This is a genomic window from Bacillus sp. LBG-1-113 (genome assembly GCF_020708615.1).
In the GTDB taxonomy this organism is placed as follows: Bacteria; Bacillota; Bacilli; order Bacillales; family Bacillaceae; genus Bacillus; species Bacillus mojavensis.
Window position 1 is genome coordinate 85,149 of record NZ_JAJFDG010000007.1, and the last position, 15,339, is coordinate 100,487.

15 protein-coding genes, 1 pseudogene and 1 other annotated feature are annotated in these 15,339 nt (G+C 46.5%); of the genes and pseudogenes, 14 read left to right on the forward strand and 2 right to left on the reverse strand.

Translation table 11 applies throughout. The features are described from left to right. Positions 1-5 precede the first annotated feature (5 nt). The 14 genes from LJF29_RS16125 to LJF29_RS16190 all read left to right on the forward strand — a co-directional run bounded on the left by LJF29_RS16125 (position 6) and on the right by LJF29_RS16190 (position 14,814). On the forward strand, positions 6-950 hold the full coding sequence (locus tag LJF29_RS16125) for a DNA-binding domain-containing protein (RefSeq protein WP_010332880.1): 945 nt from the start codon (positions 6-8) through the stop codon (positions 948-950). 212 nt (positions 951-1,162) lie between these two features. After that, positions 1,163-2,089: a 5-dehydro-4-deoxyglucarate dehydratase gene (gene kdgD / locus LJF29_RS16130; protein WP_059292043.1), complete on the forward strand. Its 927-nt coding sequence runs from the start codon at positions 1,163-1,165 to the stop codon at positions 2,087-2,089. A 31-nt stretch (positions 2,090-2,120) separates the two neighbouring features. After that, positions 2,121-3,587 (forward strand): alpha-ketoglutaric semialdehyde dehydrogenase GucD, encoded by a 1,467-nt coding sequence (gene gucD, locus LJF29_RS16135; protein ID WP_229149617.1) that lies wholly within the window; start codon positions 2,121-2,123, stop codon positions 3,585-3,587. 86 nt (positions 3,588-3,673) lie between these two features. Continuing rightward, on the forward strand, positions 3,674-5,041 hold the full coding sequence (gudP, locus tag LJF29_RS16140) for a glucarate transporter GudP (protein ID WP_229149620.1): 1,368 nt from the start codon (positions 3,674-3,676) through the stop codon (positions 5,039-5,041). Positions 5,042-5,075: 34 nt separating this feature from the next. Further along, a complete protein-coding gene (gudD, locus tag LJF29_RS16145) occupies positions 5,076-6,443 on the forward strand; it encodes a glucarate dehydratase (RefSeq protein ID WP_229149622.1) in 1,368 nt (455 codons plus the stop codon). A gap of 69 nt (positions 6,444-6,512) precedes the next feature. Continuing rightward, entirely contained in the window at positions 6,513-7,214 is a 702-nt protein-coding gene (locus tag LJF29_RS16150; protein ID WP_010332886.1) for a FadR/GntR family transcriptional regulator, read from the forward strand. A gap of 93 nt (positions 7,215-7,307) precedes the next feature. Beyond that, positions 7,308-8,840: a galactarate dehydratase gene (gene garD / locus LJF29_RS16155; RefSeq protein WP_229149624.1), complete on the forward strand. Its 1,533-nt coding sequence runs from the start codon at positions 7,308-7,310 to the stop codon at positions 8,838-8,840. A gap of 279 nt (positions 8,841-9,119) precedes the next feature. Beyond that, positions 9,120-10,043 carry a macrolide 2'-phosphotransferase MphK gene (mphK, locus tag LJF29_RS16160; RefSeq protein ID WP_229149626.1) on the forward strand — a complete coding sequence of 308 codons (924 nt, stop codon included), beginning with the start codon at positions 9,120-9,122 and terminating at the stop codon, positions 10,041-10,043. A 56-nt stretch (positions 10,044-10,099) separates the two neighbouring features. Further along, positions 10,100-10,349 (forward strand) — a binding site (T-box leader). A 94-nt stretch (positions 10,350-10,443) separates the two neighbouring features. Next, positions 10,444-10,605: a tryptophan RNA-binding attenuation protein gene (locus LJF29_RS16165; protein WP_168746852.1), complete on the forward strand. Its 162-nt coding sequence runs from the start codon at positions 10,444-10,446 to the stop codon at positions 10,603-10,605. Positions 10,606-10,761: 156 nt separating this feature from the next. Continuing rightward, positions 10,762-11,442, forward strand: a complete 681-nt coding sequence (locus LJF29_RS16170) for a response regulator transcription factor (RefSeq protein WP_229149731.1) — start codon at positions 10,762-10,764, stop codon at positions 11,440-11,442. A gap of 1 nt (position 11,443) precedes the next feature. Further along, positions 11,444-12,379, forward strand: a complete 936-nt coding sequence (locus tag LJF29_RS16175; protein WP_229149627.1) for a HAMP domain-containing histidine kinase — start codon at positions 11,444-11,446, stop codon at positions 12,377-12,379. Positions 12,380-12,472: 93 nt separating this feature from the next. Further along, entirely contained in the window at positions 12,473-13,396 is a 924-nt protein-coding gene (locus tag LJF29_RS16180; protein ID WP_229149629.1) for an ABC transporter ATP-binding protein, read from the forward strand. 14 nt (positions 13,397-13,410) lie between these two features. Further along, positions 13,411-14,100, forward strand: coding sequence for an ABC transporter permease (locus LJF29_RS16185; protein ID WP_267496087.1), 690 nt, complete (start codon positions 13,411-13,413; stop codon positions 14,098-14,100). An 18-nt stretch (positions 14,101-14,118) separates the two neighbouring features. Further along, positions 14,119-14,814 carry an ABC transporter permease gene (locus LJF29_RS16190; RefSeq protein WP_229149630.1) on the forward strand — a complete coding sequence of 232 codons (696 nt, stop codon included), beginning with the start codon at positions 14,119-14,121 and terminating at the stop codon, positions 14,812-14,814. Here the strand turns inward: LJF29_RS16190 and LJF29_RS21340 are convergent. Further along, positions 14,812-14,873 (reverse strand): annotated as a pseudogene (locus tag LJF29_RS21340) (hypothetical protein); the annotation flags it as partial. The gene LJF29_RS16190 and the pseudogene LJF29_RS21340 sit on opposite strands and share 3 nt — an antisense overlap. Further along, the gene (locus tag LJF29_RS16195; RefSeq protein ID WP_010332895.1) at positions 14,845-15,231 is read right to left on the reverse strand and encodes a YndM family protein; all 387 of its coding nucleotides are present in this window, start codon (positions 15,229-15,231) and stop codon (positions 14,845-14,847) included. The gene LJF29_RS16195 and the pseudogene LJF29_RS21340, both read right to left, overlap by 29 nt. Positions 15,232-15,339: the final 108 nt, after the last annotated feature.

The following is a 15,339-nucleotide window of genomic DNA, read 5'->3' on the forward strand; positions in this document are numbered from 1 at the left end:
ATAATATGCGTTTTTTTATCGCTGATGATGACCGTGCGGTACGGTCAATTTTAAGGCAGATCATAGAGGATGAGGATCTTGGAGAGGCTGCGGGTGAAGCGGAAGACGGAAGCCAAGTGGAAGGGCATATATTGCAATTTAAGCAGATTGATATTTTGTTAATCGATTTATTAATGCCCGGGCGGGACGGAATTGAGACCATACGCCGAATCAAGGACTATTATTCTGGGAAAATCGTGATGATCTCACAAGTGGAAGCTAAAGAAATGGTCGGAGAAGCGTATTCTCTCGGCATTGAATATTTTATTCATAAACCGATAAACCGTATTGAAATTGTAACTGTTCTGCAAAAGGTGAAGGAACGGATCCAGCTTGAAAACTCGATCGGAGATATCCAAAACTCTTTAAGCCGGCTGGTCAACCGAACCGAACGAAAAGCACGGTCTCAGTATAAAAATGACAACAGCTTAAAAGAAGCGGGAACATTCTTGCTATCCGAGCTCGGCATGATGGGTGAAGGCGGCGCTCATGATATGATGGCGGTCCTTCAGTATTTAGCTGAGCATGAACAATCTGAGCCTTACGAAAAAAATATCCCTTCTTTAAAACAAATTTTCACACAAGTAGCGGAACGAAAGCTTGGAGCTGCGGCATCACAAACGGAAATCAATCGTGAAATGAAAGCCTCGGAACAGCGAATCCGCAGAGCCATCATTCATTCGCTGGACCATTTTGCCTCATTGGGCACAACTGATTTTTCGAACCCTAAATTCGAAACCTACGCATCAAAATTCTTTGATTTCCCGGTCGTCAGCCAAAAAATGAAAGAAATTCAATCCAAAGATGCGAAACCCCTCGCCCCTGCCAGAGTGAATATGAAAAAATTTATCCACGTATTTTTTTTAGAAGCGAAGCTTTTGAACGAAACGATGAAAGAAAGAAGTATGTGAAAAAACAGCCGGATACCAACGGCTGTTTTTTTATGCGGAAAACGCGGCTTTCTGACTTTTTTGTGAAGAGTCAGAAAATAAAGTTATTGACTTATTGTTTATTTGTCTTACAATAAAACAAAAGGATATACGGGAAGGAGAGGATATGCAGCCACACAATTTTAAAGCGCTTTCATATGAGCTGTTTACACAAATGACAGGAGGTTTTGTACATGAGCCGTATAAGAAAAGCACCTGAAGGGATTTTAGGTTTTCCGGTTGCGCCTTTTAATACACAAGGAAAGCTGGAGGAAGAAGCTCTGTTTCAAAATATCGAGTTTTTGCTGGAAGAAGGCCTGGAAGCGATTTTTATCGCCTGTGGGTCAGGGGAGTTTCAATCCCTTAGCCAGAAAGAATACGAAAACATGGTTGAAGTCGCGGTTTCGGCTGCGGGAGGAAAGGTCCCGGTCTATACGGGCGTGGGCGGCAATCTCAGCACCGCGCTTGATTGGGCGCGCATATCGGAGAAAAAAGGCGCTGACGGCTATTTGATCCTTCCTCCGTATTTGGTGCATGGCGAACAGGAGGGGCTGTATCAGTACGCCAAAACGATTATTGAAAGCACTGACTTGAATGCCATTCTGTATCAGCGCGACAACGCCGTATTTTCTCTTGAACAGATCAAGCGGCTGACGGAGCTTGAACAGCTTGTTGGTGTGAAAGACGGAGTGGGGAACATGGATTTGAATATCAACCTCGCCTATACAATCGGTGACCGCTTGGGATGGCTTAACGGAATGCCGATGGCTGAAGTGACGATGCCGTCCTACCTGCCAATCGGTTTCCACTCTTATTCTTCAGCCATTTCGAATTATATTCCGCATATTTCCCGCATGTTCTATGAAGCTTTGAAAAACGGAAACAACGATGCAGTGAAGGAACTCTATCAGCATGTCATTCTGCCGATCAACGATATTCGGAAGCAGCGGAAAGGGTACGCGGTATCCTTAATCAAAGCCGGCATGGAGATTATGGGGATGAATGTGAGAAATACAGCCAGACCGCCTGTCGGGCCGGTTGAAAAAGAACATTATCAGCAATTAGAAGCCATTTTAAAGCAAGCGGCGGATCGTTTCCCGAAGAAGGCCGCGACGGTTTGACGAACATAAAAACCTGAAAGGGGCAATGGGCATGACTGTAATCACGGAAAAAAACACATATCTCAATTTTATTAATGGAGAGTGGGTCAAATCTCAATCAGGCGATATGATCAAGTCGGAAAATCCTGCCGATGTGAACGACATCGTCGGCTATGTGCAGAATTCAACGGCTGATGATGTGGACCGGGCCGTCGCCGCCGCCCATGAGGCAAAAACGGGATGGAGAAAGCTGACGGGTGCAGAACGGGGCCAATTGCTGTACAAAACTGCCGATATTATGGAACAGCGCTTAGAGGACATCGCCGCATGTGCGACGCGTGAAATGGGAAAAACCCTGCCGGAAGCAAAAGGAGAAACCGCTCGCGGCATTGCGATTCTTCGCTATTACGCCGGCGAGGGCATGCGCAAAACAGGCGATGTCATCCCGTCTACTGACAAAGACGCACTGATGTTTACAACCCGTGTCCCGCTCGGTGTCGTCGGTGTGATTTCGCCGTGGAACTTCCCGGTCGCGATCCCGATTTGGAAAATGGCGCCGGCATTGGTGTACGGCAATACTGTTGTCATCAAACCGGCAACAGAAACTGCCGTTACATGTGCGAAGATCATCGCTTGTTTTGAAGAAGCGGGGCTTCCGGCGGGAGTCATCAATTTGGTGACTGGCCAAGGGTCAGTTGTCGGCCAAGGCATTGCCGAACATGACGGGGTCAATGCCATTACGTTCACGGGATCGAATCAGGTTGGGAAAATCATCGGGCAAGCCGCTTTAGCGAGAGGCGCCAAATATCAGCTTGAAATGGGCGGGAAAAACCCGGTGATCATAGCGGATGATGCTGATCTTGAAGCGGCAGCGGAAGCCGTGGTGACAGGCGCTTTCCGTTCAACGGGCCAGAAGTGCACCGCAACGAGCCGTGTCATTGTCCAAAGCGGAATTTATGACCGCTTTAAAGAAAAATTGGTGCAGCGCACAAAGGAGATTACGATTGGAGACAGCTTGAACGAAAACGTCTGGATGGGACCGATCGCAAGTAAAAATCAGCTTGATAATTGCCTATCGTATATTGAAAAAGGCAAACAAGAAGGCGCTTCCCTTTTGATTGGAGGAGAAAAGCTGGAGGATGGAAAGTATCAAAACGGATATTATGTGCAGCCTGCCATTTTTGACAACGTGACATCTGACATGGCGATTGCCCAGGAGGAAATTTTCGGGCCGGTCATCGCTCTGTTAAAGGTGGATACGATGGGGGAGGCTTTAGACCTCGCCAATGATGTGAAGTTCGGATTAAGTGCATCTATTTTTACGCAAAACATCGGCCGTATGCTTTCATTCGTTGATGAGATTGAAGCCGGGCTTGTTCGGGTCAATGCAGAAAGCGCCGGGGTTGAGCTTCAGGCACCATTTGGCGGCATGAAGCAATCAAGCTCTCACTCCCGCGAACAGGGTGAGGCTGCGAAGGACTTTTTCACGGCGATCAAAACCGTGTTTGTGAAGCAATAAAGGTGCTGGAAAGAGGCGCTTGTCTCTTTCCAAGCCTTATCACCAGCCAGCATATGATTCTCTACTTTGACAAAGGAGAAGATATTATGAAAAAAGACCATGCGAATGTTTCGCCGGCGGGCAAAAAAACCTCTGTACGCTGGTTCATCGTGTTTATGCTGTTTCTTGTGACGTCTATTAACTACGCAGATCGTGCGACGCTTTCGATTACGGGAGATTCCGTCCAGCATGACCTTGGACTGGACTCGGTCGCTATGGGGTATGTGTTTTCTGCTTTCGGCTGGGCTTATGTCATCGGGCAGCTTCCCGGAGGCTGGCTGCTGGATCGGTTTGGCTCAAAGACGGTTATTGCGTTAAGCATCTTTTTCTGGTCATTTTTCACGCTGCTGCAAGGGGCGATTGGCTTTTTTTCCGCTGGCACAGCAATTATCCTGCTGTTTGCGCTGCGCTTTTTAGTCGGGCTATCTGAGGCGCCTTCATTTCCCGGAAACGGCAGAGTGGTTGCTTCCTGGTTCCCAAGCTCCGAACGCGGTACAGCTTCAGCCTTTTTTAACTCAGCTCAATACTTCGCAATTGTCATTTTTTCTCCTTTAATGGGCTGGCTCACCCACTCTTTTGGCTGGCATTCCGTCTTCGTAGTGATGGGGGCCGCGGGAATTCTTCTGGCTTTTATCTGGTTAAAAACGGTATATGAACCGAAAAAACATCCGAAGGTTAACAAAGCCGAGCTTGCGTACATTGAAGAAGGCGGCGGGCTGATTTCAATGGATGACAGTCAAAGCAAGCACGAAAAAGAATCAAAATGGCCGTATATCAAACAGTTATTAACCAACCGCATGCTGATTGGCGTGTACATCGCACAATACTGCATTACAACTCTCACCTATTTTTTTCTCACATGGTTTCCGGTATATTTGGTTCAGGCCCGCGGAATGTCCATTCTTGAAGCGGGGTTTGTGGCTTCCCTCCCGGCGCTGTGCGGATTTGCGGGCGGCGTGCTTGGAGGCATCGTGTCTGATTTTTTACTGAAAAAAGGCCGTTCTCTCACCTTTGCGAGAAAAGGACCGATCATTGTCGGCATGCTGCTGTCTTGCAGCATGATTATCTGCAACTATACAGATTCAGCATGGCTCGTCGTTGTGATCATGTCACTCGCGTTCTTCGGAAAAGGCTTTGGCGCATTGGGCTGGGCTGTCGTGTCGGACACGTCGCCAAAAGAGTGTGCGGGATTAAGCGGCGGTTTGTTCAATACATTTGGAAACATCGCCTCGATTACGACTCCGATTATTATCGGCTACATCGTGAATGCCACAGGATCTTTTAATGGCGCGCTCGTTTTTGTCGGCGCTAATGCGATTGCAGCAGTTCTCAGCTATTTGCTGCTGGTCGGGCCGATCAAACGGGTCGTATTAAAGAAACAACAGCAAGACCCCGATCAATCATTGCCTGTCTAATATTTATGAAAGCGCTTTATAAGGAGGAGAAAACATGAGTTCATCCATACAAGAACAGGTTCAAAAAGAAAAAAGATCGAATATTCCATCAATTACTGAAATGAGAGTAATTCCAGTCGCGGGGCATGACAGTATGCTGCTGAATTTAAGTGGCGCCCACAGCCCGTTTTTTACCCGGAATCTTGTCGTCTTAACAAACAGCAGCGGGAATCAGGGTGTGGGCGAGGTGCCGGGCGGAGAAGCTATTCGCCGCACGCTGGAGCTTGCAGAGCCGCTTGTTGTCGGTAAATCGATCGGGGCGTACCAGTCGATTTTGCAAACAGTCAGAAAGCAGTTTGCGGACCAGGACAGGGGAGGCCGCGGAATCCAGACGTTTGATTTGCGCACTACAGTCCATGCCGTTACGGCGCTGGAAGCGGCTTTGTTAGATTTGCTTGGAAAGTTTCTTCAGGAACCAGTCGCGGCCTTGTTGGGCGAAGGACAGCAGCGGGATGAGGTCAAGATGCTCGGTTACCTATTTTACATCGGTGACCGAAGGCGGACGACATTGCCGTATCAAAGCAATCAGCAGTCAGATTGCGATTGGTTCCGCCTCCGCCATGAGGAAGCGCTGACGCCTGAGGCCATTGTACGTCTTGCCGAATCCGCACAGGAGCGCTACGGCTTTCAGGATTTCAAGCTGAAAGGCGGGGTGCTGTCAGGAGAGGATGAAATCGAAGCTGTCACTGCATTATCAAAACGTTTTCCAGAGGCAAGAATCACCCTTGATCCGAACGGGGCGTGGTCATTAGAGGAAGCCATTGCATTATGCAAAGGAAAGCATGATGTGCTCGCATATGCAGAAGATCCGTGCGGGGCGGAATATGGTTATTCCGCACGTGAAGTGATGGCTGAGTTCCGCCGCGCGACAGGCCTGCGGACCGCGACAAATATGATAGCGACTGACTGGCGGGAAATGGGGCACGCGCTTCAGCTGCACGCGGTCGATATTCCGCTGGCTGATCCTCATTTCTGGACGATGCAGGGGTCGGTGCGGGTTGCGCAGATGTGCCATGATTGGGGGCTGACGTGGGGCTCGCACTCCAATAATCATTTTGATATCTCCCTTGCCATGTTTACCCATGTCGCGGCCGCAGCTCCGGGACGCATCACGGCGATTGATACCCATTGGATCTGGCAGGACGGACAGCGTTTAACCAAACAGCCTTTAGAAATTGTTGATGGCTGTGTGAAGGTGCCTGATAAGCCTGGGCTTGGCATCAATATTGATATGGAACAAGTCGAAAAAGCGCATGATCTCTATCGAAAAATGAAGTTAGGCGCACGGAATGATGCAATCCCTATGCAGTTTCTGATCAGCAATTGGGAGTTTGACCGCAAGCGCCCGTGTCTCGTGCGATAAGTTTTATTCTAAATATTGTCATAACGAATATTTTGTCTTACAATTGAACAACTGAAGGGAGAGTTGTTCGTGTACGAAGGTTTAGAAGATCTGAAGGTGGATACAGTCAATCGGAAAACATTAGCTAAGCAAGTCATTGAACGGATTGTCCATTTACTGTCAAGCGGACAATTAAAGGCCGGAGACAAATTGCCCACAGAAATGGAGCTAATGGATATCTTACATGTCAGCAGACCGGTGCTTCGCGAGGCGCTTAGCTCACTAGAGACGCTGGGTGTTATCACGAGAAAAACCCGCGGCGGCACGTATTTCAACGACAAAATTGGGATGCAGCCTTTTTCCGTCATGCTTGCTTTGGCGACAGATAATCTTCCGGCTATTATTGAAGCGCGGATGGCGTTAGAGCTCGGGCTGGTGACGATCGCCGCAGAAAAAATAAATGAAGATGAGCTCGAGCGTTTACAGAAAACAATCGACGACATCGCCAGCAGCACTGACAACAATTATGGAGAAGCCGATAAAGAATTCCATCGAATTATAGCGTTAAGTGCCAATAATCCCGTTGTCGAAGGCATGATTCAATCCCTGCTGATCACCCATGCGAAAATCGACAGCCAGATTCCGTATAGGGAGAGGGATGTAACGGTCGAATACCACAAAAAAATCTATGACGCTCTTGCCAAAAGAGACCCTTACCAGGCTCATTACCACATGTATGAGCATTTGAAATTTGTCCGTGACAAAATTTTGAAGGGTATGGATGATCAATAATTGTTGAAACAGCCGCAGTTGAAACGTAAGATCTGCGGCTGTTCTTGAACCGATTTAGAAAACGCTTACTAAGTTATGAGGAGTGATTTTCTTATGGCAATGAACCTTAGGCAAAACCAAGCTCCCCTTTACATCAAAGTGAATGTTACAGATAACACGGCGATTATCGTCAATGACGGAGGACTGCCAAAGGGCACTGTTTTTCCATGCGGGCTGATGCTTGAAGAAGATGTTCCTCAAGGCCATAAAGTGGCCTTAACCGATTTGAATCAGGGGGATGCCATTGTGCGTTATGGAGAAGTGATCGGATTTGCAGATCAGCCGATCAAACGCGGAAGCTGGGTGAGGGAAGCCTTGGTGAGAATGCCCGCCCCTCCGGAACTCCATGATCTCCCTCTCGCAAACAAAGTGCCCGAACCGCTGTCGCCTCTTGAAGGTTATACGTTTGAAGGATATCGAAATGCTGACGGCAGTGTGGGGACGAAAAACATTCTCGGTATCACCACAAGTGTTCAGTGTGTCGTCGGTGTGCTGGATTATGCGGTAAAACGGATAAAAGAAGAGCTTCTCCCTAAATATCCTAATGTCGATGATGTCGTGCCGCTTCATCATCAATATGGATGCGGCGTGGCCATCAATGCCCCAGACGCTGTTATTCCCATCCGCACGATTCAAAATCTGGCAAAGCATCCGAACTTCGGCGGGGAAGTGATGGTGGTCGGATTAGGATGTGAAAAGCTCCTCCCGGCACGGATTGCACCTGAGGAAAAAGATCATATCATTTCACTTCAAGATCATCGAGGCTTTGCGAATATGATTCATTCGATCATGGAAATGGCGGAGGAGCGGTTGATCAGACTCAACAGCAGAGTCCGTGTAACCTGCCCTGTTTCTGACCTGGTAATTGGCTTGCAATGCGGCGGCAGTGATGCCTTTTCCGGCGTGACGGCGAATCCGGCAGTGGGATATGCGTCTGATTTGTTGGTTCGGGCAGGCGCAACGGTCTTGTTTTCTGAAGTGACAGAGGTGCGGGATGCGATTCACTTATTAACGCCGCGGGCTGTCAGCGAAGAGGTCGGACGTTCGCTGATTGATGAGATGAAGTGGTATGACAGCTATCTGCGGCGGGGGGAAGCAGACAGAAGCGCCAATCCGTCACCTGGCAATAAAAAAGGCGGTTTATCCAATGTGGTGGAAAAAGCGTTAGGATCGGTAGCAAAGTCAGGCACAAGTCCCATTTCCGGTGTGCTCGGGCCTGGAGAAAAGGCAGAGAAAAAGGGGTTGCTGTTTGCAGCGACGCCGGCAAGCGACTTTGTGTGCGGAACCCTTCAGCTGGCGGCAGGCATGAATCTGCAGGTCTTTACGACAGGCAGAGGAACACCATATGGATTGGCTGCTGCGCCGGTGCTGAAAGTATCTACACGCCATTCATTAACAGAGCATTGGGCGGATTTAATCGATATCAATGCCGGGCGAATCGCTACCGGAGAGGCCAGTATCGAAGAAGTCGGCTGGGAGATTTTTCGGATGATCTTAGATGTAGCGAGCGGCAGGAAACAAACATGGGCGGACCATTGGGGCCTTCATAATGATTTGTGTTTGTTTAATCCCGCGCCTGTGACTTGATTCATTTTTTATAGTAGATTAACACTGGAATATGATGTAAAATGAAAATCAACGTACAATGAACGGAGGGGTTCTGACATGGCATTCATTATATTCCGATTGACACGAATTCAATAATGAACGACTCTCGCCTGGACGCGGGGAATCGGGATGAATCTGCCTATGTATGTACCCTTATATGGTCATGAAAAGAGGGTGGCGATGCTGCCCTCTTTTTTTGTTCCTTAAAAACATCCCTTCTCTCTAACGACAGGCGGAATATGAGAAAGGGGAAAAGAGATGACAAACCCTATCGAAAGGCAGCTTATCACTGAAATTGTCGCACTTGCGCGCAATCATGGTTTGACGGTTCACTCTGATAACGCTCAACTGAATGAAACGGGAATGGATTTTCATGTTGTATTTGCTGAGGATGATTCAGGTATGCCATGGGTGCTGCGAAAACCGCGGAGAAGCGATGTAGTTGGAAGAGCAGCTTCAGAAGGCAGAACGCTTGCCTTTCTCCGCGCGAATCTTACAGCTGATGTGCCTGATTGGAAAATTCATACGCCGGAATTGATCGCTTACCCGAAGCTTAGCGGAACGCCTGCTGCTTGGATCGATTTGGAACAGAAACAGTATGTATGGAATATGAATCATCAGCCGCCGCCAGACGGTTTTATTCATACACTTGCCGAAATACTGGCAGAATTACATGGCATGAATCAAACATCTGCCGGCCTATCCGGAATAGAAGTGGTGAAGCCAGAAGATTTTAGGCAAATGACAGCTCAATCTATGGATGATGTAAAGAATAAGCTTGGCGTATCTAAGCAGCTTTGGGAAAGATGGCAAACGTGGATCAATGATGATGCATACTGGCCCGGTTTTTCCGCGCTGATACACGGCGATCTCCATCCGGCGCATATCCTTATTGATCAAGCCGAACACATCACAGGCCTTCTGGATTGGACAGAAGCGAAAGTCGCCGATCCAGCTAAGGATTTTGTCTTTTACCACATGATTTTTGGAGAAAAAGAAACAGCCCGTTTGCTTGAATGCTATGATCAGGCAGGCGGCCGTGTATGGTCAAAAATGCAGGATCACATCTCAGAGATGCAGGCGGCGTATCCGCTGGAAATTGCCAAGTTCGCTCTTCAGACACAGCAGGAGGAGCACATAAATATGGCTCTGGAAGCACTTGGCCAATCTAAATTGGATTAAGAATTGACTTCCTTGAATTGACGGAGTATTATAAATTTTAAAAAAGAAAGAACGGATTAACAATTGTGAGGAAGAGCAAGTAAGCATCAGTGAGCGGGGTTCAGAGAGTCGGTGGCAGGTGTGAACCGATCCTCCCCTGATGCCGAATGGGCTTCTGAATTGCTTTGCTGAATAGATAGTAGGCAATGCCGGGATTCTCTCCCCGTTACCAAGAGAGGAGTATCGAAACTGACGTTTTCTGTACTGATGAGCGAATGGCTTTTTAGCTGTTAATAAAGGTGGTACCGCGAGACCCTCGTCCTTTGATAGGATGGGGGTTTTTGTGTTTCTTAAAGGAGGTGACGGCCGATGGAAGAAGGCTGGTGGTCCATGTTTGATCAATGGGAAAGGAGGAATTCAAATGGTAATCGCAACTGATGATCTGGAGATTGCTTGTCCGCATTGTGAAAGAGCCGGTGAAATAGAAGGCAAACCTTGTCCGGCATGCAGCGGGAAGGGGGTCATTCTCACTGCACAAGGGAATACGCTTTTGGATTTTATCCAAAAACATATCAACAAGTAAAGGAGAAAAGCTGAGCTGAGCGGCTGCAGGTAAAAGCTGAAAACAGGAAAAAAAATAAATTTTGTAAAACACACATGTTTTTCAATTACAATAAGCGTAATGACATGTGTGTTTTTTTGACTATGAAAAAGGTTAGGTGAGAGGATGCAGCGCATATTGCTTGTGGAGGACGACCATTCAATCAGTGAAATGGTGGATCATTATTTAACAAAAGAAGGCTTTGAGATGGTACATGCCTTCGACGGTGAAGAAGGCATCCGGCTGTTTCAGCAGGATTCATACGATTTGATTCTGCTTGATATCATGCTCCCGAAGCTGAACGGCATGGATTTTCTGAAAATCATCCGGGAAAAAAGCAACGTTCCTGTTTTAATGATTTCAGCAAAAGACGGAGATGTTGATAAAGCACTGGGGTTGGGATTCGGGGCGGATGATTATATCGCCAAACCGTTTTCGATGATTGAATTGACAGCCAGAGTCAAAGCAGCGATACGGAGGGCGACGCAATATTCGTCGAATGAACCGGCTGAACATCAGGTGATTCGTGTTCACCAGCTGACGATCGATATAGACAATGTGTCCGTTCTGAAAAACGGCGAACCGCTTCAGCTGACGTCAACTGAATGGCAGCTGCTGACACTATTTGCATCAAATCCTAAGAAGGTATTTACGAAAGAACAAATCTATCGTTCCGTATGGAATGAGGAGTACTTTGGCGACCAAAATATCATTAATGTACATATGAGAAGGCTGAGAGAAAAGATTGAAGATGATCCATCGTCTCCTCAATATATCAAAACATTATGGGGCATCGGCTATAAATGGGGAGAGTTTTAGAATGACAGTATTAACGATTTCCGCTGTCATCGCTTTGGCGTGTCTAAATGTCATTCAATATATGATGAAAAAGAACCGGGACAGGAATTTGACGTATACGGCAGAAAAGCTTGGCGCCATGCTTGACAATGAATCGGCCGATCAGGTTTTACTGCATACAGATGACCGTGCGCTCAGGGACCTGCTCGTCAACATCAATCTGCTTGCCGAGGGTCATCAGCATATCAACGCCCGGTTTGCAAAAACAGAGCATTCCATGAGACGGATGCTGACCAATATGTCGCACGATCTCAAAACACCTCTGACGGTCATTCTCGGTTATATCGAAGCCATCCAAAGTGACCGGGATATGCCGGACAAAGAGCGGGAAAGGCTGCTTGAGAAGCTCCACCAAAAAACAAATGAACTCATCCAAATGATCCACTCTTTTTTTGATTTAGCCAAATTGGAATCTGAGGATAAACAAATCCCGATCTCAAAAATACATATCAACGAAGTATGCAAACGAAATATCCTGCATTACTATGATGCCGTTCAGGCAAAAGGTTTTAACACGGAGATTGATATACCGGATACGCCGGTATACGCGCATGCAAATGAAGAGGCGCTGGACCGTATCCTGCAAAATGTATTATCCAACGCGATTCAATATGGCGCGGATGGCAAGGTTATCGGATTATCACTTTCTTATGATGAGACAAGCATCGCCATCTCCGTATGGGACCGCGGAAAAGGAATCAGTGAAACAGACCAGCAGCGGGTATTTGAGAGGCTGTACACACTTGAAGAATCAAGAAACAAAGCATTCCAAGGGAGCGGTCTCGGTTTAACGATCACGAAAAGGCTTGTGGAAAAAATGGGGGGCTCCATCTCTCTTCATAGCAACCCGTATGAACGGACAGCGTTTACGATTACATTAAAACGAATGACCTATTAACAATCGTAAGAATTTCTTAAGAATGAAGAAATAAAAAAGACAGGGCCTGCCGTTACAATAGGAAACAGGAACAAGGGGAAAGGAGCAACAACGTTGACTTACATTGTGCAAACAACCGGACTGACCAAAACGTTTCAAGGCAAAGAAGTCGTATCAGATGTCAGCATGCATATCAAAAAAGGTGAAATTTACGGCTTTCTTGGCCCGAACGGAGCGGGGAAAACAACCATCATGAAAATGCTGACAAGTCTTGTTAAACCGACAAGCGGTGAAATCAATATCCTCGGAAACCATTTTACCCATACGTCATATGAGGTGCTCGGCAAGATCGGCAGCATGATTGAATATCCGATTTTCTATGAAAATCTGACGGCTATCGAAAATTTAGAGCTGCATTGTGCATATATGGGATATCACAATAAAAAAGCCATTCAAGAAGTGCTCGATATGGTGAATTTAAAACAGATCAACAAGAAACCCGTCAAAACATTTTCGCTTGGAATGAAGCAGCGGCTCGGCATAGCGCGGGCCATCCTCACCAAACCTGAACTGCTTATATTGGATGAGCCGGTAAACGGCCTTGATCCTGTCGGCATTAAAAAGATCAGAAACTTATTTCAAGTATTAAGCAAGGAGTATGGAATGACACTGCTAATCTCCAGCCATATGCTGAGTGAAATCGAACAAATTGCGGACACAATCGGCGTCATTCGTGACGGCAGGCTGCTGGAAGAGGTGTCGATGGAAGATGTCAGAGGACAAAACACAGAATACATTGAACTCGTTACGACGAATCAGACAAAAGCCTGCTTTGTGCTTGAGAAAGAACTTCACATTGCCAACTTTAAAATCTTAAATGACAAAACCATCCGAATTTATGACGCTCAATTAACACAGGGTACTATATCAAAAGCGCTGATTTTAAATGATATAGACATCGAATCAATGAATAAAAAGTATACGTCACTGGAGGACTACTTCATCAGCCTGATCAATGGCAATCACATCAGTGCGTAAAGGAGACGGGATCGTTGCTCAAATTGATCAGAATCGAATTAAGAAAGATGAAGATGGGATGGTATGTAAGAGGAGTAATCATTGCCAACCTGATTATCCTTGGCTTTATGTGGTTGGTCAGTTACACAGAAAAAGCGGAGGGCGCTGAATCGTTCCAAAGCATGGATGATGCATTTCTCGTCATTGGCACTTTTGTCAGAGCGGTGTTTATCGTTTTTGGCGCCGTGCTGATCGCCAAATTAGTCATATCGGAATATAAAAACAAAACGATTCAAGTGATGTTCACGTACCCGATCAGCCGGAAAGAACTGCTCGCTGCCAAGCTTAGCATCTCAGGCGGGCTGACGTTTATCACCATTTTGGTCTCAAATGCGTTCGTAGCAACCGCTTACTATATGCTGAACTCGATCTACCATGTCATTCCGGGAGAATTGAGCGCCGATGTCATGTCTCAGCATTCGGTAAAAATGGCGGTTTTCGCTTTTGGCGCCGCTGGAACCAGTTTAGTTCCCATCTTTTTTGGGATGCGTAAGCACTCTGTCCCGGCAACCATCATTTCATCTGTCGTGATTGTCATGCTGATGAGTTCAACAAGCCCGGGCCTGTCCCTTTCTTCCATTGTATATCTTCCATTATCTTTTGCGGCTGTCGGTTTGTTTTTTTCATACATGGCGGTCAGGAAAGCAGACAAACAAGATGCCTGAATACGGAGTTGAGACAACATGTTGAATGTAATGAAACTTGAATTGAAAAAAATAAAATTAGGCTGGTATTACAGAGGCGCCGTTATTGCAAATCTATGCATCCTCGGATTTATGTGTTTAATTGCTTCAGAAGAAAAAAAACTTACGCAGCCAGAGGTGATGACTGATGCGGTATCCACGTTATTTCTGCTTGGAACGTTTGTAAGGTCTGTATTTGTTGTTTTTGCCAGTGTGCTGATTGCCAAATTGATTATCAGCGAGTACAAAAATAAAACCATTACTGTCATGTTTACATATCCCATCAGCCGGAAAAAACTGATTGCTGCCAAGCTGCTGATTACAGGCGGACTGACGTTTATCACCATTATGGTGTCTGAAATTGTGCTTGCATTCATCTTTGCGCAAATCAATCAATATTATCAACTTACACCTGCGATGTTAACAGTCCAGACTATCGGACAAGAAATCGTCAGTATGGCGATATATGCTGCTTCGGCTGCGTGCTTGAGTTTCATTCCTTTATGGTTTGGGATGAGGAAACGCTCTGTTCCGGCTGCCATCATTTCTTCGGTTATATTGACGATTCTGATCAGTCAGCAAAGCCCCGAGTTTTCGTTGGCAACGATTATCTATATTCCGCTTTCTTTAGGTGCGATCGGCATCTTGATAGCGATTTGGTCTGTCCGAAACATAGACCGGGAAGACGTTTTATAAAAGGCCGATGCTGTCAGCACCGGCCTTTTGTTATGAATCTGTTCTTGTTTCAAGATAATGCTTTTTGCCAATTTCTTTGCTCATCATATAGAAATGGAAGCAATATTCCCCGATGGCCATGGCGATTGCTCCAAATAGAGCCGCCAGCGCAATTTCTCCGCCAGTCATTCCCATAGAAAGCGGCATGCCCATCAGCCAAATCACGAGAAATGCCAAACCGAAATCAGCCAAAGTGGCGATCATATTGTTCCACCGGGGCAAGACATAAAGGTCTCCAAGCAAATAAGAAATAACCCCTAACACAACTGTCATCAGCAGCGTATCACCAAACGTGAAACCAAAGCCAAGACCCAGCACCAAATACAAAACAATAATCGTCATAATACCTTTAATCGCGAGCGCTTTCACATGTGTCATGATAAGGTTCCTCCTTCTATTGTCTGATTTGTTATGTATGATTCCTCAAATACGGAAAGTTAAACATTATTTTGTGTTTTTCATAAAGCATATTGGCGGCGGTTGCAA

Excerpts from the sequence above, each read along its gene's own strand:
- LJF29_RS16125 (WP_010332880.1), top strand. The coding sequence starts at position 6 with ATGCGTTTTTTTATCGCTGATGATGACCGTGCGGTACGGTCAATTTTA.
- kdgD (WP_059292043.1), top strand. The coding sequence starts at position 1,163 with ATGAGCCGTATAAGAAAAGCACCTGAAGGGATTTTAGGTTTTCCGGTT.
- gucD (WP_229149617.1), top strand. The coding sequence starts at position 2,121 with ATGACTGTAATCACGGAAAAAAACACATATCTCAATTTTATTAATGGA.
- gudP (WP_229149620.1), top strand. The coding sequence starts at position 3,674 with ATGAAAAAAGACCATGCGAATGTTTCGCCGGCGGGCAAAAAAACCTCT.
- gudD (WP_229149622.1), top strand. The coding sequence starts at position 5,076 with ATGAGTTCATCCATACAAGAACAGGTTCAAAAAGAAAAAAGATCGAAT.
- garD (WP_229149624.1), top strand. The coding sequence starts at position 7,308 with ATGGCAATGAACCTTAGGCAAAACCAAGCTCCCCTTTACATCAAAGTG.
- mphK (WP_229149626.1), top strand. The coding sequence starts at position 9,120 with ATGACAAACCCTATCGAAAGGCAGCTTATCACTGAAATTGTCGCACTT.
- LJF29_RS16165 (WP_168746852.1), top strand. The coding sequence starts at position 10,444 with ATGGTAATCGCAACTGATGATCTGGAGATTGCTTGTCCGCATTGTGAA.
- LJF29_RS16175 (WP_229149627.1), top strand. The coding sequence starts at position 11,444 with ATGACAGTATTAACGATTTCCGCTGTCATCGCTTTGGCGTGTCTAAAT.
- LJF29_RS16190 (WP_229149630.1), top strand. The coding sequence starts at position 14,119 with ATGTTGAATGTAATGAAACTTGAATTGAAAAAAATAAAATTAGGCTGG.
- LJF29_RS16195 (WP_010332895.1), bottom strand. The coding sequence starts at position 15,231 with ATGACACATGTGAAAGCGCTCGCGATTAAAGGTATTATGACGATTATT.